The following is an 18,654-nucleotide window of genomic DNA, read 5'->3' on the forward strand; positions in this document are numbered from 1 at the left end:
GCCGCTGTGGGAGCTACGGACGCGGGCGTCCGGGCTGAGATTCATGCAACGACAAGGGACCCCCCCCCTATTCAGGCGCGGCCCACCAGCGGAGGTGCGGCTGGTCGTTCTGGTCGTCCTTGCTTTGGCCCTGATCATCATGGATTCGCAATGGCGCATGCTGGAACCGGCGCGCCGCGCGATGTCCGTGGCGATTTACCCCTTCCAGCGTGCCGTCATGGCGCCGCGCGACCTCGTCCAGCAAGTCAATGAGTGGGTCAATGCGGCCAACCTCATCCGCAGCGAAAACGAAGCCTTGCAGCGCCAGCGCATCGAACTGGCCCAGGTTGCCAGCCATGCGGCGCAACTGGCCGCCGAAAACGCGCAACTGCGCCGCCTGCTGGGCGTGACCGACACCGTGGCGCAATCGGCGGTGGTGGTCGAGGTCATGTACGAACCCACCAACGCGTTCACCCAGCGCCTGGTGTTCAACAAGGGCAGCAAGGCCGGCCTGGCGCCGGGCATGCCCGTGATCGACGAAGGCGGCGTGGTCGGGCAGATTGTCCGTGTGACGCCGATGACGGCCGAAGCCGCGCTGGTGACGGATGAGCAGGTGTCCATTCCCGTCCAGCTGCTGCGCAATGGGCTGCGGCTGATCGCGTTCGGTGGTAATTCGCCGGGCAAGATGGAAGTCCGTTACCTTGCCGCCAATGCCGATATCAAGGAAGGCGATACTATCGTCACCAGCGGCGTCGGCGGATTGTTCCCCGCCGGCTTGCCCGTGGCCAAGGTGACCTCGGTCGAACGCGACACCGCCTCCGGTTTCGCGCGTGCCGTGTGTGAACCGCTGGCTCATCCCGAACGCTATCGCCACTTCCTGGTCTTGCAGGTGGATGTGGCCCGCGCCGAGTCCAACCGTCAGGAGGTCGATTCCGGTGGATCGGACTAATCAATCGCAACCCAGGCGCCGCCTGGGCACCCCCAGCAATGTGCACCCAGACCGCCTGTCCGGTCCGGCTCATGGCGTCTTCGTCTGGGCCACGGTGCTGCTGGTGTGGCTGGTGTCCCTGCTGCCGTGGCGCCTGTGGCAGGGCGCGCCCGACGTGCTGCTGCTGATCATTGCCTTCTGGTGCGTACATGAACCTCGCCGCGTGGGCCTGTTCACCGCGTTTTTCTTCGGTTTGCTGATGGACGTGCACGATGCGGGCCCGCTGGGCGAGCACGCGTTGTCGTACACGCTGGTCGCCTATGGCGCGGTGGTGCTGCACCGCCGGCTGCAACGGTTCGATCTCTGGAGCCAGGCGATGCACATGCTGCCTGTCTTCTTCATCGCCCGTTTCCTGACCCAGATCATTCATGCCTGGCTTGCCGGAAAATGGCCGGGCTGGGACTGGTGCATCAGCGTGGCCATCACCGCTGCGCTGTGGCCGTTGGCGGGCTGGGTGCTGCACTTGCCGCAGCGCGGTGCCGACGACGCCGAATCCTCCTCCGCCTGACGGCGGCGTCGCGTCATGTTCGAATTCAAGAAAACTGGCCAGCAGCAGAAGCAGCGCTTCCGCCTGCGCGCCTGGGTAGGCGGCGTGTTCGCCCTGGTGTGTTTCGGCGTGCTGGTGGGACGGTTCTGGTATTTGCAGGTCGACCGCTACGAAGGCCTCTCCGAGCGCGCCGACCGCAACCGTATTGCCGTTGTGCCGATCCCGCCCCGGCGCGGCGAGATCCTGGATCGCAATGGCGAAGTCCTGGCGCGCAACTACCGCACCTACACGCTCGAAGTGGTGCCGGCCCACGCCGGCAACATGACGGAGCTGTTCGAACGCCTGACCGAAGTCGTCTACATCAGCCCCGCCGACCAACGGCGCTTCAAGCGGCGCGCGGCGGAGTCCAGCCGCTACGCCAGCCTGCAATTGCGCAACAACTTGAACGAGACCGAGGCCGCCTGGTTTGCCGCGCACTCCTTCCAGTTCCCGGGCGTCGAGCTGCGCGCGCGATGGGTGCGCGAGTATCCGCAGGGCCTGTCGGCCGCGCACGTGGTGGGCTACATCGGCCGCATTGCGGAAGGCGACAACGAAGAGCTGGAACGCGCCGGCCTGCTGGGCAATTACCGCGGCACGGATGTGATCGGCAAGAAGGGCATCGAGAAAACCTGGGAAGAGCAGCTGCATGGCCGCACCGGCCTGGAAGAGGTCGAAGTCACTGCCGGCGGCCGCCCCATGCGCACGCTGCGCCGGATCGACCCGGTGCCGGGGTCGGACATCATGCTGTCCATCGATCTGGGCCTGCAGAAGGTGGCCGAAGAAGCCTTTGAAGGCCAGCGCGGCGCGCTCGTCGCGATCGACCCGGACACGGGCGAGGTCCTGGCCTTTGTGTCGCAGCCGTCCTTCGATCCCAATCTGTTCGTGGACGGCATCGACGTGGACAACTGGCGGATGCTGAACGAATCGCCGGACCATCCGCTGATCAACCGCCCGCTGTATGGCACCTACCCGATCGGTTCGACCTACAAGCCCTTTGTTGGCCTGGCTGCCCTGGAACTGGGCAAGCGCCGCGCGACCGACCGCATTTCCGACCCGGGCTACTACGAATTCGGCGGGCAGAAGTTCCGCAACGCCGGCGGCGCCGCCTATGGCATGACCGACATGCACAAGGCAATCGTGGTGTCGTCCGACACATATTTCTATTCGTTGGGCCCCGAGATCGGCGTGAATGCGCTGCACGATTTCACCAAGCAGTTCGGTTTTGGCCAGATCACCGGCATCGACCTGGAAGGCGAAAAGCGCGGCGTGCTGCCCTCCACGGACTGGAAGCGCGCCGCCTACAAGGACAAGGACCGCCAGCGCTGGTATGCGGGCGAAACCATTTCGGTGGCCGTGGGCCAGGGCTACAACGCGTTCACTCTGCTACAGCTGGCGCAGGGCACGTCGACATTGGCCAACAACGGCCTTTACCGCCGCCCGCACCTGGTGCACGCGGTGCGCGATCCGCGCAGCGGCGTGGCCAAGCCCACGGAATCGACGCCCGACTACCGAATCCCGCTGAAGCAGGCCAATGTGGATGTGATCAAGAACGCCATGGCGGACGTGGTGCGGGCGGGCACGGCACGCCGCGCATTCGCCAATGCCCCGTACCAGGCGGCCGGCAAGACCGGCACGGCGCAGGTGTTCAGCCTGCGGGGCGGGCACTACCGCGCCAGCGCGATCGACGAACGCCTGCGCGACCACGCGCTTTTCATGGGGTTCGCGCCGCTGGAGCATCCCCGCATCGCCGTGTCGCTGATCGTCGAGAACGCCGGCTGGGGCGCCAGCGTGGCGGCTCCCGTCGCGCGCAAGGTGTTCGACTACTGGCTGGCCAAAGACCGCCAGGACAAGATCGTGCGGCCGGAACGGGCCGATCCCGTGGCCTCCGTTGAATCCATTACTTCCGACGTGGTGCGCCAACAATGAAGCGCCTGGGCCTTATCCTGCTACGCGTCTTCACGGCGTTCGATTGGCCGCTGCTGGCGATTTTGTTGATGTTCGCCGCGTTGGGCCTGACCGTCATGCATTCGGCGGTGGGCGGCACCGATTGGCGTTTTGCGGAGCAGTCGCGCAACTTCGTCATCGCGTTCTTTGCGATGTGGACGATGGCGCTCATTCCGCCCAAGTGGCTGATGAAGCTGGCGTTGCCCTTCTACGTGGTGGGCGTGGTGCTGCTGCTGGGCGTGGAGTTTTTCGGTGAAACCAGCAAGGGCGCGACCCGCTGGCTGAATCTTGGCGTGACGCGCATCCAGCCTTCCGAAATGATGAAGATCGCGGTGCCGATGATGCTGGCCTGGTACTTCCAGCGCCACGAAGGCGCGGTGCGCATCCGAGACTTCCTGGCCGCCGCCGCCATGCTGGCCGCGCCGTTCGGCCTGATCGTGTTGCAACCTGATCTCGGCACGGCGCTACTGGTGTTCGGCGCCGGTTTTTTCGTGATCTATTTCGCGGGCCTGTCGTTCAAGCTTCTGGTGCCGGTGATGCTGGCCGGCATCATCGCGATCGGTACGCTGGTGTATTACGAAGACCAGCTATGCGAGCCGGATGTGGACTGGGTGGTGCTGCACGATTATCAAAAGCATCGGGTCTGCACGCTGCTCAATCCCAGTTCCGATCCGTTGGGCAAGGGGTTCCACACGATCCAGTCGATGATCGCCGTGGGCTCGGGCGGCGTGTACGGCAAGGGCTACATGAAGGGTACGCAGACGCACCTGGACTTCATCCCGGAACGCACGACGGACTTCATTTTCGCGGTGTACGCCGAAGAGTTCGGCCTGTATGGCGGTATCGCGATCCTGGTGCTGTATGGCCTGATGATGGCGCGGGGCCTGACGATCGCTTCGCGGGCATCGTCACAGTTTGGACGTTTGCTGGCGGGGGCGCTGACGATGATGCTGTTCATCTATGTGTTCGTGAACGTGGGGATGGTGACGGGGATCTTGCCGGTCGTCGGTGTGCCGTTGCCGTTCATGAGTTACGGCGGGACGGCGTTGTTCACGATGGGGATCGCGTTCGGGATCATGATGAGCATCAGCAGGCATCGATCGGCGAAGGGTTGATGCGGGAGTGAGGTTCGTCGTGTAGTGCTTCGTGGGTCGCCCGTCGGCGTGGGCGGCATGGGCACTCGCGCCCACGATTGCGGTCCGGCGCGCAGGCGCCGGACTTCCCCTTCGTCATCTTCGTCCAGGCCTACGGCCTTCCCTTCAGATTCCCTCGGGCGCATCGAGGTTGCTCGCGCCCATGCCGCCCACCCCGACGGGCTCACGCCGTCTTGGCTCGGCGCGTTGCTGGGCCTGTCAATCATGTCGAGATTTGCGGGGCCCGCCGATTGCGGCCGCGCGGGCGGCCACAATCGGCCTACGCGCGGTGCGTCGTCGGTGATGTGATCGCTGCGCGCTTGCGTGGGGGCATTGCTGATGGGCCCGCAATCAAGTGGGGCGGGTAGAGATGGGCGGCGCGCGGCAGGGAGCCTGTTGCGTATGCAGACCCTCTCGCGCACGCCGCCCATCCGGCACAGGGGTTCAAGTGACGATTAGCGGCGGCCCGTTTTCTTGCCTATACGCGTAGCGGCAGCGTGTCGATGCAAGACGCTGCGTAAGCCCCCAAAGGCCGCCCGCGCGGCCGGCTGGGGGCGGGCACTACAAGCTATTTCTCTTTTCGATGCCGTATGCCAGAACCCTAAGCATGCAGCTCGTCCCAGCTGACGTCCGCTTTCAACTGCGCGAGCCCGTCGTGGTGGTGGCCTGCCGGACGCGGGGAGTCGATAAGCCCGAGGGAATCTGAAGGGAAGGCCGAAGGCCTGGACGAAGATGACGAAGGGGCAGTCCGGAGCGAAGGCTCCGGACCGCAATCGTTGACCCGCGTCCGGCAGGCCACCGCCGCGACGGGCGTCTTAAGAACCCGCACCCGCCGTCACCAAAACACCCACCATCAACCCGGTAACGCCTCCGGCACACCCAGGTCAGACGCCAGCTTCTTCAACCCATCCCAGATCCGGCTATCGAACTCCACCGAATCTGCGTTCACGGCGCGGTTGCGGGCTTCGTATTCGCCCGGATACTGCACCGCCTCGACGCCCGGCTGCGGTTTGCACGCATGCAGGTAGTCGATGAACGCGCCGACTTCCATCGTGCGCCAGTCGGTGTTGAAGTCCACTTGCGGGTCCAGCAACAGCGCGAACATGTTGTTCGTGGCCACGCCGTTGCGGGGGTGTTCGGGCTGGATCGTGCCGCCGCCCGACAAGACGCCGGCCAGCAGTTCCGCCACCAGGCCCAGCGCATAACCCTTGTGGCCGCCGAAAGGCAGCAGGGCGCCGGGCGGGTCCGAGAACAGCGCGTTCGGATCGGTCGTGGGGTTGCCGTCGGCGTCGATCAGCGACCCCGGGGGCGCTTGTTCGCCCTTGGCCGCCAGCACGCGTGCCTTGTTCACGGCGATGGAGCTGGTGGCCATGTCCACGATGAACGGTGGGCGCCCGCCGGGCAGCGGACCAGCGAAGCACAGCGGGTTGGTGGTCAGGCACGCCTGGGCGCCGCCGAACGGCGCCACGGTGGGCGCGCGGTTGATCACGTTGGTGAAGGCCAGCAGGATCAAGCCCTTGGCCGCCACCATTTCACCGAAGTGACCCATGCGGCCCAGGTGATGGCTGTGGCGCAGCGTCACGATGCATTGCCCGTGTTCCTGGGTGCGCTCGATCGCCTTTTCGATGACGACCTTGCCAACGTACTGACCCAGGCCGTGGTGGCCGTCATAGGCGAGCATGGCGCCGCGGTCGTTCACCAGTTCAGGCCGGCCGTCGGCCTGGGCCAGGCCTTCGGACAGCACGCGCCGGTAGTTCGTCAGGATCGACAGGCCGTGGCTGGTGTAGCCGACCCGGTCGGACTCGACCAGGTGTTCGGCCACGTCGCGGGCGATGTCTTCGGGCACGCCTTGCGCCATCAGCACGCGGCGGCCGTATTCATTGGCTTGGGCTAAGGAGAGTTTCATGATGCGTTCTCCTTAAAGCCAGCCAAGCCAGCGCCAGTACGTCGCGCCCATGACCAGCATCAGCAGGTACCCCACGATGGTGACGATGATGCCGACTTTGGCAAACTGCTTGGCATTGAAGGTTTCCGTGCCCAGGCAAACCATGTTCTGCGGCGCGTTGATCGGCAGAATGAAACCGTAGCTGACCACGAAGCCCAGCAGCATGGTCATGCCCAGGCGGCTGAAATCGCCCGGCAGCGTGGCCAGCACCGAGATCAGGATGGGCAGCATGGCCGAGGTCAGCGCGGTGGCGCTGGCGAAACCCAAGTGAATGACGATCAGGAACGCGGCAAGGATGGCGAAGATCGCCAGCGGCCCCAGTTGATCCAGCCCGGTATGCGCCACGACCTGGTTGCCCAGCCATTGGCCTGCTTGCGTCGTCAACAGGGCGGTGCCCAGGCTGATGCCCACGCCGAACACGATGACCGTGCCCCATGGGATGCGCGCTTGCACGTCTTTCCACGTCATCACGCCAAAGCGCGGCAACATCAGCAGCACCAGGCCGAAGTAAGTGGTCGAGGTCGTGTCGAACTTGTGCAGCTTGCCTTCGGTCGACCAGAACAGCAACAGCATGACCGACACCGCCATCAGGCGCTTTTGCGCGCCTGTCATGGGGCCCAGTTCAATCAGCGACTTTTCGACCGCTTCCTTGCCCCCGGCGATGCTGTCGCTTTCCGGCGGCAGCAACTTCAGCACGACGAAGATCAGCACGGCCGACATGATCAGCGACCAGGGAGCGCCGGCAATCAGCCAGTCCGACCACGCCACGCGTTCGCCCAGCATCTTTTCCATGAAGCCGACCGTCAGCAGGTTCTGCGCGGCGGCGGTCTGGATACCAACGTTCCAGATGCTGGTGGCCTGCGCCACGATGATCATGATGCCGGCGGCGATGTTCGACCGCTTGTCCACGCCGAAGGCCGCGATGACGCCCATCATGATGGGCACCACGGCCGCGCTGCGCGCGGTGGCGCTGGGCACGACCAGGCTCAGCACGATCGTCACGGCGATACATCCGATCAGGATGCGGCGCGTGCTGGTGCCGACTTTCGACAACGTGACCAGCGCGATGCGCCGGTCCAGCCCGGTGAAGGTCATGGCGGCGGCAATGAACAAGGCGCCGGTGACCAGCGCCAGCGCCGAATTTGAAAAACCGTTAAGCGCCATGCTGATGGCGGCGGACGTGCCGTACAGCACGTTCGGGTCTTTGATTGTCGGAGCCGTGCCCAACAGGAAGGCCATCAGCGTCGTGATCATGATCGCGCTGGCTTCGTAAGACACGGCTTCGGTAATCCAGACCACCACGGCAAACGCCAGGATCGCCAGCATGCGGTGGCCCGCGACCGGCAGGTCGGCAGGCAGGGGCATCATCAGCACCCCGATCATCACCAGGATGCCGGCGATGAGTCCGATTGGAATTTTTGCTTTCTTTGGGGCTTGCGAGGCAGGGACAGCGGCTGGCGCAGTCATATCCATCTCCGGTTGAGGTCAAACTTCCGACACACTCCCCGCGAGCACGGGTTTGTTTAATTCGATGTGTCGGTGCTACAGGATGATCGTGACGGCATTGAGGAAAACCCGTATTGATGTGGGTCAAACCGAAGAAGATATGAGCTTGTAGAAACCCACCTTGGGCATTATGCTCGTCCGCCCTTGGCGGTCGCAAGCTTGGGAATGTTGCGTAAATGCACACCAATTGTGTCGAACGGGTCCAAGGCGCACTCAGAGGCCCTCGGTAATTCGTTCGTGTTATGCCGCAAATGGGCCCGAATCGGCCGTCGGTGGATGGCTTAGCCCAGGGCCAGGCGCAGTTGTTCGTCCAGGTGCAGCGTGGGCGCCACGCGCCAGCCGCTCTGCGCATAGCGCAGCCACCGGCCCAGCACCAGGTGCGTCAGCAGGCTGGCGTGCGCGGCGACATTCGCGTCCGGCGGCAGGCCGCCGTCGGTGATGGCGATGCGTAGCGATTGCTTTAGCGACGTCTCGATGCGGTCGTTGATGTGGTTGATGCGTTCTTGCAGCCGGTTGTCTTCCGTGACCAGCGCGTCCCCGGTCAGCACGCGCGTCATGCCTTTGTTGCGTTCCGAGAAGGTCAGCAGCATCGAGACGGTCTTGTGCGCTTGCGGCACGCCGTAGGGTTCGGCGGTGGCAATCTGGTTCACCAGCGTGAAGATGCTGGTTTCGATGAATTCGATCAGCCCTTCGAACATCTGCGCCTTGCTGGCGAAGTGCCGGTACAGCGCGGCTTCCGAGACTTCAAGGCGCGCGGCCAGCGCGGCCGTGGTGATGCGGGACGCATGCGGCTGCTCCAGCATCTCGGCCAGTGTCTGCAGAATCTGGGTCTTGCGCTCGCCGGGTTTGCTCGCCATGGAAGGAACTGCTCTCGCGCAGGCTTGACGGTGAATGGGGGGAGGAGCGCGCCGCTATCCCCGCAGGGGACGTCGGCGTAACAACAAATCACTGACGGAGTTTACCCGCAAGTCGACATAGGCCGGACGATGTGAGCGGCCACGGGAAAAGGGCGTGCCGGGGTGATAGACGTGCACGGTCCGGACGCCGGCCCGGCGCGCGCCGCGCAGGTTGGCCAGCGTGTCTTCCACCAGGACGGCGCGATGGGCGGGCACGCCTTCGCGGGCCAACACATAGCGCAGCAGCGCGGGCGATGGTTTGGGCCGGAATTCGCCGTGCAGCCGCATGTGCTCGATGGCCCACAGGCTGTCGAACTGGCGCAAGATGCCCAGCCGGGCCAAGACCGCGCGCGCGTACCGCAGCGGCGCGTTGGTCAGCAACACCTTGCGACCCGGCAGCTGCCGCAATTTGTAGGCCAGCGCCTTTTCAGCGCGGATCAGCGGATTGACGTCGAAGTCGTGGCTGCGGTGCAGGAAGTCGTGCGGATTCACGCCGTGGTGGCGCACCATGCCGATCATCGTGGCGCCATAGCGCTTCCAGTACAGCCGGCGCACGTCGTTGGCCGTGTCGATGTCCACGTTCAGGGCTTCGGCCACGGCCATCGTCATGCCGTGGTCGATCTTTGGGAAGATGGCGTGCGAGGTATCGTGCAGCGTATTGTCCAGATCGAACAACCACAGGCGTTCGGAAACGCCCGTGGCCACGCTGCGCGAACGGCGCATGCGCACCGCAGGCCGCAGCAATTGTCGGCGCGCTTGCATCAAAAACGCCACCGGAGAAACGGGTCGCCCAGATCCGGGCCGCGCGGATCCGGCTCCGCCGGTCCGCAGCGGCGCCCCCTGGGGGGCGCCGCGCAGCGCTGCGGGGTGGGCATCAGTGCGAGCTGATCATCGTGCCAACGCCCTGATCGGTCAGGATTTCCAGCAGCAGGCAGTGCGGCACGCGGCCGTCGACGATGTGCACGGAGTTCACGCCGTTCTTGGCGGCGTCCAGCGCCGACGAGATCTTGGGCAGCATGCCGCCCGAGATGGTGCCGTCCGCGAACAGTTCGTCGATGGTCTGGGCGGACAGGCTGCGCAGCAGCTTGCCGGCCTTGTCCAGCACGCCCGGCGTGTTGGTCAGCATCAGCAACTTTTCAGCGCCCAGCACTTCGGCCATCTTGCCGGCGACGACGTCGGCGTTGATGTTGTAGGCGGTGCCGTCTTCGCCATAGCCGATCGGCGAGATCACGGGGATGAACTGGTCGTCCTGCAGGGCTTTCACCACGGCCGGCTCGACCAGGGTGATGTCGCCCACGAAACCGATGTCGATCGGTTCGTCGGGGTTGTCCTTGTTGGCCATCAGCTTCTTCTGGGCCTGGATCAGGCCGCCGTCCTTGCCGGTCAGGCCCACCGCCTTGCCGCCGACTTCGTTGATCATCATGACGATGTCTTGCTGGACCTGGCCGCCCAGCACCCATTCGACCACTTCCATGGTCTCGGCGTCGGTCACGCGCATGCCCTGGATGAAGGTGCCCTGCTTACCAATGCGGCGCAGCGCGTCGTCGATCTGCGGACCGCCGCCGTGGACGACCACCGGATTCAGACCCACCAGCTTCAGCAGCACGACATCGTGCGCGAAGCTGCGCTGCAAGCGCTCTTCCGTCATGGCGTTGCCGCCGTACTTGACCACGATGGTCTTGCCGTGGAATCGTCGGATATACGGCAGTGCTTCAGAAAGCACCGCGGCTTTGACAGCGGGGGACGAAACGGCAGCAGGGTCGGGGGTGTCGGTCATGGCAGCTAAGTCGGCAAATAAGTATGAGTGGTTAGAAAAAATGCCTGCACAAAATCGCGTTCGGGACGCGGTAGCGCAAGCATACGACGGATTGTAGTACCCGCAGGTTTCATATGCCTAAAACCTATGTCCATATGCCCGACAAATAACCGGCATTCAGGTAAATTGGGGGCGTTTTCGAGAGCGCGGCGCCCCGCAAAAGGGGGCGAATCCGCATCCGGGCGGACATGGGCCCCCATTTTTATCCCTATAAGAGGCAAAACATGCGTTTGAACTTCGTCCGCTCTGCCCTTGCGGCATCGGCCTTCCTGGTGGCGGCCAATGCCGCCCATGCTGAAAAAGTGGTGGTGGGCGCAACCCAGGTGCCGCACGCCGAGATCCTGGAAGTGGTGAAACCGCAGTTGGCCAAGCAGGGCGTCGAGCTCGACATCAAGGTGTTCAGCGATTATGTGCAGCCCAACCTGCAATTGGCCGACAAACAGCTGGACGCCAACTTCTTCCAGCACAAGCCCTATCTGGATGCGTTCAACAAGGACCGCAAGGCCACGCTCGTGCCGGTGGCGCTGGTGCACGTCGAACCCTTCGGCGGCTACTCCAAGAAGATCAAGAGCCTGTCCGAACTGAAGGACGGCGCTTCGGTCGCAATTCCAAACGACCCGTCCAACGGCGGCCGCGCGCTGGTGCTGCTGCAAAAGCAGGGCGTGATCAAGCTGAAGGATCCTTCCAACATCCTGGCGACCGCCGCCGATGTGGTCGAGAATCCCAAGAAGCTGAAGTTCCGCGAACTTGAAGCCGCGATGCTGCCGCGCTCGCTGGACGACGTGGACCTGGCGCTGATCAACACCAACTACGCGCTGGAAGCCGGCCTGGTGCCCACCAAGGACGCGCTCTTCATCGAAGGCGCCGATTCACCCTACGCCAACATCCTCGTGACCCGCGCCGACAACAAAGATGCGCCGGGCATCAAGAAGCTGGTCGATGCCCTGCACACGCCCGAGGTGAAGACGTTCATCCAGGAAAAGTACAAGGGCGCCGTGATTCCGGCGTTCTGAATCCGGCCAGTCTCAGGCCAGCCATGAAAAAACCGCCCATCGGGCGGTTTTTTCATGGGGAGGCGGGCGGCGCGTCTAGCCGGCGGCCAGCGCCTTTTCCACGGTGGCGTGGAATTCGGCCACATCGTATTCGCCTAGATAGCGCTTGATGATGTGTCCCTGCTTGTCGATCAGGAAGGCCGTGGGCGTCAGGCGGATGTCGCCGAAGGCGCGGGCGATGTCGCCCTTGGTGTCCAACGCCACGGGGAAGGGCAGCTTGCGCTGCTCGGCGAAGTTCAGCACGAAATTGGGCGGGTCGTAATCCATGGCGACTGCCACGGCCTCGTAGCCCTTGCTGGCGTACTGTTTATAAGCCGCGATGGTTTCCGGCATCTGCTTCACGCAGGTCACACAGCTGGTTGCCCAAAACTTGACCAGCACGACCTTGCCGCGCAGGTCCTGCATCGAGAAGGACTTGCCTTCCAGGGTGGTGAAGGTGACGTCGGGCGCCGTCTGGGCAGGGCGCCAGACGAACCAGGCGCCGATGCCGACCGCCACCAGGACGGCCAGGGCTACGATGGCTTTTTTCATTTGATGGGCATGGCCTCTACGCCGTTGCTCGTGCCGGCCGCGTTGCCGCTGGGTGCTGCGCCGGCGCCGCTTTCAATGGGCGCCTTGGTTTCCGTGGATTGGTCCCGGGTGCTGCTGTTGGACAGCCGGATTGCTTCTTCCCGGCTGATGGTCTCGAACAGTTTAACCACCTTCGCGACGCCGCCGACGTCGGCCGTGGCATTCGCGGCGTAGTCGCCCTCGGCCTGCGTGACCTTGCCCATCAGATAGACGACGCTGTGGTCCGTCGTCAGTGCGATGGTGCCGGACGGCACGTACTTGGTGTTGATCAGCGCGGTCTTTACTTTAGAGGTCAGCCAGGTGTCGTTCGAGCGGGTGCCGAACGAAGCGATCGGGCCCACGTTCAACTGGTTGATGACCTGTTTGACGTTTTCGATGCCCTGGGCGATGGCGGTGGCCTGGCTTTTGGCTTCCTCGGTGGGGACGTCGCCCGTCAGCAGCAGGTGGCCGCCGTAGGCCATCGCGTTGACCCGGGCGGTATCGCCCAATTTCTGTGAGATCTGGCTTTGCGCCTTGAAGGCCATGTTCTGGTCTTCAAGCTGGGTGCCGGACGTGCGGCGGTCCGTGACTACGACCGCCGTGGTGGCGGCGGCGCCGCCCACGATCAGGGGCGCGCAGGCCGTCAACGACAACGCCGCGGTGGACAGGGCGGCCGCAAGCATCAGGGGTCGGACTGCGGTTCTGACGTCAGAAATCATTCAGTGTCTCCAAGCAGAAGAGCGTCGATGCCGTCGCACAGCGCGTGCAGCAGCAGAATGTGGACTTCCTGGACCCGCATCGTGCGGTCGCTGGGAACACATAGATGGACGTCCATAGGCGTAATGAGTTCCCCCATGACGCCGCCGCCCTTGCCCGTCAGGGCAAGAACATGCATCTCGCGCGCGCTGGCGGCTTCCATGGCGCGGACCACATTGGGGGAATTGCCGCTGGTGGAGATCGCCACCAGGACGTCTCCGGCCTGGCCGAAGGCGTTGACCTGGCGTTCGTAGATTTCATCGAAGCCGTAGTCGTTGCCGACTGCGGTGAGGATCGCGGTGTCGGTATTGAGCGCGATGCCCGCCAGCGGCAGGCGCTCGCGTTCGAAGCGGCCCACCAGTTCGGCGATGAAATGCTGCGCATCCGCGGCGGATCCGCCGTTGCCGCAAGCCAGAATCTTGCCGTTGTTCGCCAGGGCGCCGAATAGCACGTCCACCGCCACCGCCAGCGGTTCGGCCAGGACGTTCATACTTTGTTCGCACGCAGCCATGGCGTCGCGAAAGTGCGACGTCATACGAGAGGTCATATCCATGGCCGCGATTATCTCACGCGGCGGTCCCCCTGTTCTGTCGATCCGTAACGACGCTGCGGCAGGACGTTACGGTGGTGTCCGGCCAGAGCCGGCCGCGTCCGGCGTCGGCCTCAAGGCAGCAGGAAAGCGCCGCGCAGCCATTGGGGTTGGCCGGCGTCGAAGACCACGGCATCGAAGCGTGCCGGCGGCGGCGCGCCGTGCCAATGCCGCCGGGCCAGTTCCGGCAGCCATTGCGCGGCGGCGCGGGCCAGCCGGGCCTGCTTGTCGCGGCCGATGCTGGCCGCGGCGCCGCCGTAGCGGGTTTGGCCGCGGGCCCGGACCTCGACGAACACCAGCGTGTCGCCGTCGCGCATGGCCAAGTCGATTTCGCCTGCCCGCGTCCAGAGGTTGCGCGCCAGCAGCACCAGACCCTGGGCCAGTAGCAGGCGCAGTGCGGCGTCTTCATGGAGATCGCCGCGGCGTTGCATGGGTGAGCGGCGTACAGGCGCATCTTCCGGCGTGGTACGCGGCCGGGCGCGGCGGCGGCGCTTGTCCGCGCGGCGCCGCGCGGCCAGCGCCAGTTCGCAGGCCAGGCGCAGGGTGTCGTCCGTCATGGGGGCTCCGAAAGGGCGGGCATTGGCGGCTACACTGACATGGTTTTCCGTGTCAGTAGGCTGCAATGAATCAAAATGTCTCACCCCCGCCTGCCGGCGATGCCTGGAATCGCGTTGCCGAACGCGTGGCCGGGCAGCATTGGCCCGCGTCGACGTTGTACGTCGTGGCCACGCCGATCGGCAACCTGGGCGACCTGGGGCTGAGGGCCTGGCATGCCCTGCAACGCGCCGATGTGATCGCGGCCGAAGACACGCGGGCCAGCCGGACCTTGCTGGACGCCTGGGGGGTCAGCACGCCGCTCATGGCGGCCCACCGCCACAACGAGGCTGCGGCTGCCCAAGCCATCTGTGAACGCCTGGCGCAAGGCCAGCGCGTGGCGCTCGTGTCGGACGCGGGCGCGCCCGCCGTCAGCGATCCGGGCGCGCGCGTGGTGCGCGCCGTGCGCGAAGCGGGTTTCACCGTGGTGCCCGTGCCCGGTCCCAGCGCGGTGATTACGGCCCTGATGGGCAGCGGCGTCACCACCGACGAAAACCCGGCCTATGCGTTTGCCGGCTTTCCGCCGCCCAAGGCCGTGGCGCGCCAGCGTTGGCTGCGTTCCTGGTGCGCCTTGCCGGCACCGGTCGTCATGTTCGAATCGCCGCACCGGTTGGCCGCCACGCTGGCCGATCTGTTGGAAGTCTGCGGCCCCGACCGTCAACTGACCGTCGCGCGCGAGCTCACCAAACGATTTGAAGAGATCGCTACCTTCACGCTGGGCGAGGCCGCCGGTTGGCTGGCCGCGGACTCGCATCGCGAACAGGGCGAATTCGTGTTGATCGCCCACGCGCAAGCGGGCCAAGACGTCGACGAGGAAGCCGACCCTCGCACGGACGTGCTGCTGGACGCGTTGCTGGAATCGATGTCGGTGCGCGACGCCACCCGCGTGGCTGCCAAGGTCACGGGCGTGGCGCGCGACGTGTTGTACAACCGGGCGCTGGCCCGCAAGAAGTCGTCGGAGTAAGGCATGGTGTATTCAACGGTCGTGGCGAACAAGCCCGCCGATCCCCTCGAACCCATTACCTATCGCGATATGCCCACGCCGCTGGGTGAAATGCGCCTGGTCGCCAGCTCCAAGGGCCTGCGCGGCGCCTGGTTCACTGACCAGGAACTGCTGCCGTCGGCCGAAGGCTGGACGCATTCCGAAACCGATCCAATCCTGGAGCAGGCGCGGCGCGAGCTGGACGAATGGTTCGCGGGCAAGCGCCGCGGCTTCGACGTGGCGCTAGATCCCGTGGGCACGACATTCCAGCACAAAGTCTGGCACGCGCTGTGCGCGCTGGATTTCGGCAAGCTCGCCAGCTATGGCGATCTGGCGCGCACGGTGGGGCGTCCGAAGGGGGCGCAAGCGGTGGGCGGCGCAGTGGGCCGCAACCCCATCATCATCATCATTCCCTGTCATCGCGTGATCGGCGCCGATACCTCGTTGACGGGCTTCGGCGGCGGCTTGCCGCGCAAGCAGGCGCTGCTGGCGCACGAAGGCAACCGGTATGTCAGCCGCAACGCGCGTGCGCGCCGCGTCTGCGACGGACAGGCCGAATTGCCCTGGTAGGCGGCTGATAGGGGGTTGACCGGCTTGGCCCGCCGCCGTGCTTATTGCGCGGCGATGCTCGGCAGTATGCCGATTCGGTCCGACACCAGTTGCACGGCGTCCAAGGCGCTTTGCCGATCGGGGTAAGGCCCGATTCTGACCCGGTACAGGTTGTTGGCTTGCTCTACCTGGGCGGACGGCGCGCCCGCCGCGCCCAACTGCGAATTGATGCGGGCGACGAGCGATTGCGCATTGGCCGACTGGCTGAATGCGCCCACTTGCAGATAGACCGTGCCAACACCGCCCGACGGGGCTTGGCGCACCGGCGCGGACCCCGCGGCAGGGCCCGGCAGCGGCTCGGCGGTCAGCGCGACGGGCTCGGCGGCCACCGGCGCCAGCACGGGCAACGAGCCCGTGGCGGAAGCGGGTTCCGACGCCGCCGGCGCGGCCGGCGCGCCCTGCGAGGCCAGGCGGCGGATCTCCGCTTGCGGAATGCTCTCCACGACGACCTGGCCGCTGCCCGGCCCGATGATGCCCAGCTTGTACGCCGCGACATAGGACAGGTCCATGATCCGGTCGCTATGGAACGGCCCGCGGTCGTTCACGCGCACGACGATCGTCTTGCCGTTGACCAGGCTCGTGACGCGCGCATAGCTGGGGATGGGCAGCGTCGTATGGGCGGCCGTCATGGCGTACATGTCGTAGGACTCGCCGATGGACGTGGAATTGCCGTGGAATTTCTTGCCGTACCAGGACGCGATGCCGCGCTTTTTGTACGGTTGGCCGCTGGTGTCCGGCACATAGCGCTGACCAAATACCACGTAGGGCCGGTTGGCGCCGCTGGCGTAGGGTTCGATACGCGGCACCGCGTCGGGCACCTGGTCCAGGTTGGACGGCGGGTTGGCGTCCGGGCCGTCGTCCTTGTAGTAACCGCCGCCCTTTTTGCGTCCACCGGTGGAAGAGCATCCCGCCACGGCAATGGCCAGCAGCAACATCAGGATCAGGTGGAGCGGACGGGACAGGATCATGCGGATTCGGTGGGCAATTGGTTGCGGTGGCGCACCAGCAGGGGGTCGTGATCGGCGAAGCGCAGCGCCAATTGCTCGACCACATAGACAGAGCGGTGCTGGCCACCCGTGCAGCCGATCGCCACGGTCAGATAGTTGCGGGTGTCTTGCGTGTACTGCGGCAGCCAGCGGTTCAGGAAACCGGCGATGTCGTCGATCATCTGCCCGACCTGCTCGTACCCCGCCAGCCATGTGGCCACGGGTTCGTCGCGGCCAGTCAGCGGACGCAGGTTGCGGTCGTAATGCGGGTTGGGCAGGCAGCGCACGTCGAACACCAGGTCGGCGTCGCCGGGCACGCCGCGCTTGTAGGCGAAGGACTCGAACGTCAGCACCAACGGCGCGCGGTCGGCCTGGATCAGGTCGCGCACCCAGGCGCGCAATTGGCCGGGCGTCAGGTCGGACGTATCGATCACATGTTCTTGTTCGCGCAGCGGCGCCAGCAGTTCGCGCTCCAGTGCGATGCAATCGGTGAGCGACGGTGCGGTGCCGCCGCGCTGAAGGCGGTCGGTGAGCGGATGGCGGCGCCGGGATTCGGAGTAGCGTTGCACCAGCGTCGAGGTGTTGGCGTCCAGGAACACCACGCGCAGGCTGGTGCCCATGGCGCGCAGGGCCGTGACCACGTCGGGCAGCTCGGCCAGTTCGCCGGGGGACCGGACGTCGATGGCGACGGCAACGCGCTCAAGGCCGTCATCCCGTGCGTTGGCGATGAATTCAGTCAGGAAGCGGACGGGCAGGTTGTCGACGCAGGTGTAGCTGGCATCCTCGAGCATGCGCAGGGCAACGGATTTGCCTGAGCCTGAGATGCCGGTGACAAGGACGACTTTCAACATGGACATAATTGTGGCACGCTTTTCCAGGACGATGCCGGCGGGATGGCATCTGATATGGCCGTAAACTCGGAATCTGCGCCTGTACCGTTTCATCTGCCCTGGCGTAAGCTTGAGGCCGGATACTTGATCGATTCACTTACGCGCCCCGCCGTCATGCGTTTCGGGGGATTGGAATTCGACCTAGATGTTAGCCCTCATTTCGTTTTGTAGTGTTTCACTGCCGCGGTTTGGGGCGCTTTTCCGCGTGATGTCGGTGGCTGTTGTTGCCTTTATGGCAACGTCCGCGCTGGCGCAGCCTGCCGCTTCCGACACGTTGCGCCCCGACACCATGGCGGCCCGGGTCGCGGCCTGTACGGCCTGCCATGGCGCGCAGGGCAAGGCCGGCACCGACGGCTATTACCCGCGTCTGGCCGGCAAGCCGCAAGACTATCTCTATCACCAACTGTTGAATTTCCGCGATGACCGTCGCCAGTACCGCCCCATGGCGCATCTGCTGGCCGGCCTGCCCGACGACTACCTGCGCGAGATGGCCGCGTATTTCTCCCAGCAGCATGTGCCGTATCCGCCACCGACGCGCGCGCAGGTGTCCAATGCCACGATGGAAGCCGGACGCACGCTGGCCTTGCACGGCGACGCCGCCCGCGGCCTGCCCGCCTGTGCTGCCTGTCACGGCGCCACGCTTAGCGGCCTGATGCCAGCCGTCCCCGGCCTGCTGGGCTTGCCGCGCGACTACATCGGTTCGCAGATCGGCAGTTGGAAGAACGGCCTGCGCCGCGCCGCCGCGCCGGATTGCATGGCCGACATCGCCGACAAACTCACCCCCGCCGACATCGGCGCCCTGGCGGCGTGGCTGTCTTCGCAACCGGTCGGCGAGCCCTATCTGCCCGAGGCCGCTGGATCGCTGCGCCTGCCCGCGGAGTGCGGCAGCCAGGCTCAACGCTGAAGGGTGCCCG

Annotated in this window: 19 protein-coding genes; 8 read left to right on the top strand and 11 right to left on the bottom strand. The window is 65.2% G+C overall.

Going from position 1 to position 18,654, the window contains the following annotated elements; all coding sequences use genetic code 11:
• The first annotated feature begins 43 nt into the window (after window positions 1–43).
• Genes mreC through rodA form a run of 4 tightly spaced genes read left to right on the top strand, consistent with a single transcriptional unit; the run spans window position 44 to window position 4,552 of the window.
• Window positions 44–928: a rod shape-determining protein MreC gene (gene mreC / locus ACI0FO_RS13315; protein WP_105555888.1), complete on the top strand. Its 885-nt coding sequence runs from the start codon at window positions 44–46 to the stop codon at window positions 926–928.
• Window positions 915–1,475 (top strand): rod shape-determining protein MreD, encoded by a 561-nt coding sequence (mreD, locus tag ACI0FO_RS13320; protein ID WP_035213076.1) that lies wholly within the window; start codon window positions 915–917, stop codon window positions 1,473–1,475. The genes mreC and mreD overlap by 14 nt, the downstream gene beginning before the upstream one ends.
• A gap of 15 nt (window positions 1,476–1,490) precedes the next feature.
• Window positions 1,491–3,419, top strand: coding sequence for a penicillin-binding protein 2 (gene mrdA, locus ACI0FO_RS13325; protein ID WP_416027286.1), 1,929 nt, complete (start codon window positions 1,491–1,493; stop codon window positions 3,417–3,419).
• On the top strand, window positions 3,416–4,552 hold the full coding sequence (rodA, locus tag ACI0FO_RS13330) for a rod shape-determining protein RodA (protein WP_416027287.1): 1,137 nt from the start codon (window positions 3,416–3,418) through the stop codon (window positions 4,550–4,552). Before mrdA ends, rodA begins: the two co-directional genes overlap by 4 nt.
• An 871-nt stretch (window positions 4,553–5,423) precedes the next feature.
• Here rodA and ACI0FO_RS13335 read toward each other — a convergent pair.
• From ACI0FO_RS13335 to argB, 5 genes are all read right to left on the bottom strand, one after another.
• A complete protein-coding gene (locus ACI0FO_RS13335) occupies window positions 5,424–6,476 on the bottom strand; it encodes an Ldh family oxidoreductase (RefSeq protein ID WP_105555891.1) in 1,053 nt (350 codons plus the stop codon).
• A 12-nt stretch (window positions 6,477–6,488) separates the two neighbouring features.
• Window positions 6,489–7,982 carry a DASS family sodium-coupled anion symporter gene (locus tag ACI0FO_RS13340; RefSeq protein ID WP_416027289.1) on the bottom strand — a complete coding sequence of 498 codons (1,494 nt, stop codon included), beginning with the start codon at window positions 7,980–7,982 and terminating at the stop codon, window positions 6,489–6,491.
• 320 nt (window positions 7,983–8,302) lie between these two features.
• Complete coding sequence (slmA, locus tag ACI0FO_RS13345; protein ID WP_105555893.1) at window positions 8,303–8,878, bottom strand: nucleoid occlusion factor SlmA; 576 nt, start codon at window positions 8,876–8,878, stop codon at window positions 8,303–8,305.
• Window positions 8,879–8,932: 54 nt separating this feature from the next.
• Window positions 8,933–9,679 (bottom strand): pyrimidine 5'-nucleotidase, encoded by a 747-nt coding sequence (locus tag ACI0FO_RS13350; protein ID WP_416027291.1) that lies wholly within the window; start codon window positions 9,677–9,679, stop codon window positions 8,933–8,935.
• Window positions 9,680–9,791: 112 nt separating this feature from the next.
• Complete coding sequence (gene argB / locus ACI0FO_RS13355) at window positions 9,792–10,694, bottom strand: acetylglutamate kinase (RefSeq protein WP_105555895.1); 903 nt, start codon at window positions 10,692–10,694, stop codon at window positions 9,792–9,794.
• Between the two features lie 263 nt (window positions 10,695–10,957).
• On the opposite strand from argB, the gene ACI0FO_RS13360 reads away from it, so the two are divergent.
• Entirely contained in the window at window positions 10,958–11,746 is a 789-nt protein-coding gene (locus tag ACI0FO_RS13360; protein WP_416027293.1) for a MetQ/NlpA family ABC transporter substrate-binding protein, read from the top strand.
• A 75-nt stretch (window positions 11,747–11,821) separates the two neighbouring features.
• Here the strand turns inward: ACI0FO_RS13360 and ACI0FO_RS13365 are convergent, their stop codons facing one another.
• The 4 genes from ACI0FO_RS13365 to ACI0FO_RS13380 form a co-directional block, all read right to left on the bottom strand.
• Window positions 11,822–12,316 (bottom strand): peroxiredoxin family protein, encoded by a 495-nt coding sequence (locus ACI0FO_RS13365; RefSeq protein ID WP_105555897.1) that lies wholly within the window; start codon window positions 12,314–12,316, stop codon window positions 11,822–11,824.
• The gene (locus tag ACI0FO_RS13370; protein ID WP_416027296.1) at window positions 12,313–13,053 is read right to left on the bottom strand and encodes a BON domain-containing protein; all 741 of its coding nucleotides are present in this window, start codon (window positions 13,051–13,053) and stop codon (window positions 12,313–12,315) included. Before ACI0FO_RS13370 ends, ACI0FO_RS13365 begins: the two co-directional genes overlap by 4 nt.
• Complete coding sequence (locus tag ACI0FO_RS13375; protein ID WP_169274276.1) at window positions 13,050–13,643, bottom strand: phosphoheptose isomerase; 594 nt, start codon at window positions 13,641–13,643, stop codon at window positions 13,050–13,052. Before ACI0FO_RS13375 ends, ACI0FO_RS13370 begins: the two co-directional genes overlap by 4 nt.
• A gap of 110 nt (window positions 13,644–13,753) precedes the next feature.
• Entirely contained in the window at window positions 13,754–14,236 is a 483-nt protein-coding gene (locus tag ACI0FO_RS13380) for a YraN family protein (protein ID WP_416027298.1), read from the bottom strand.
• A 65-nt stretch (window positions 14,237–14,301) separates the two neighbouring features.
• Here ACI0FO_RS13380 and rsmI point away from each other — a divergent pair, with 65 nt between their 5' ends.
• Window positions 14,302–15,237: a 16S rRNA (cytidine(1402)-2'-O)-methyltransferase gene (gene rsmI, locus ACI0FO_RS13385; protein WP_313461987.1), complete on the top strand. Its 936-nt coding sequence runs from the start codon at window positions 14,302–14,304 to the stop codon at window positions 15,235–15,237.
• A 3-nt stretch (window positions 15,238–15,240) separates the two neighbouring features.
• The gene (locus ACI0FO_RS13390) at window positions 15,241–15,825 is read left to right on the top strand and encodes a methylated-DNA--[protein]-cysteine S-methyltransferase (RefSeq protein ID WP_416027301.1); all 585 of its coding nucleotides are present in this window, start codon (window positions 15,241–15,243) and stop codon (window positions 15,823–15,825) included.
• Between the two features lie 41 nt (window positions 15,826–15,866).
• Here the strand turns inward: ACI0FO_RS13390 and ACI0FO_RS13395 are convergent, their stop codons facing one another.
• Window positions 15,867–16,832 carry a septal ring lytic transglycosylase RlpA family protein gene (locus tag ACI0FO_RS13395; protein WP_416027303.1) on the bottom strand — a complete coding sequence of 322 codons (966 nt, stop codon included), beginning with the start codon at window positions 16,830–16,832 and terminating at the stop codon, window positions 15,867–15,869.
• On the bottom strand, window positions 16,829–17,701 hold the full coding sequence (gene rapZ, locus ACI0FO_RS13400; RefSeq protein WP_105555986.1) for an RNase adapter RapZ: 873 nt from the start codon (window positions 17,699–17,701) through the stop codon (window positions 16,829–16,831). Before rapZ ends, ACI0FO_RS13395 begins: the two co-directional genes overlap by 4 nt.
• A 184-nt stretch (window positions 17,702–17,885) precedes the next feature.
• Between rapZ and ACI0FO_RS13405 the strand changes: the two genes are divergently transcribed.
• Window positions 17,886–18,644, top strand: a complete 759-nt coding sequence (locus tag ACI0FO_RS13405) for a c-type cytochrome (protein WP_416027305.1) — start codon at window positions 17,886–17,888, stop codon at window positions 18,642–18,644.
• Window positions 18,645–18,654 lie beyond the last annotated feature (10 nt).

The organism is Achromobacter marplatensis (assembly GCF_049060505.1).
Lineage (GTDB): Bacteria > Pseudomonadota > Gammaproteobacteria > Burkholderiales > Burkholderiaceae_B > Achromobacter > Achromobacter marplatensis_A.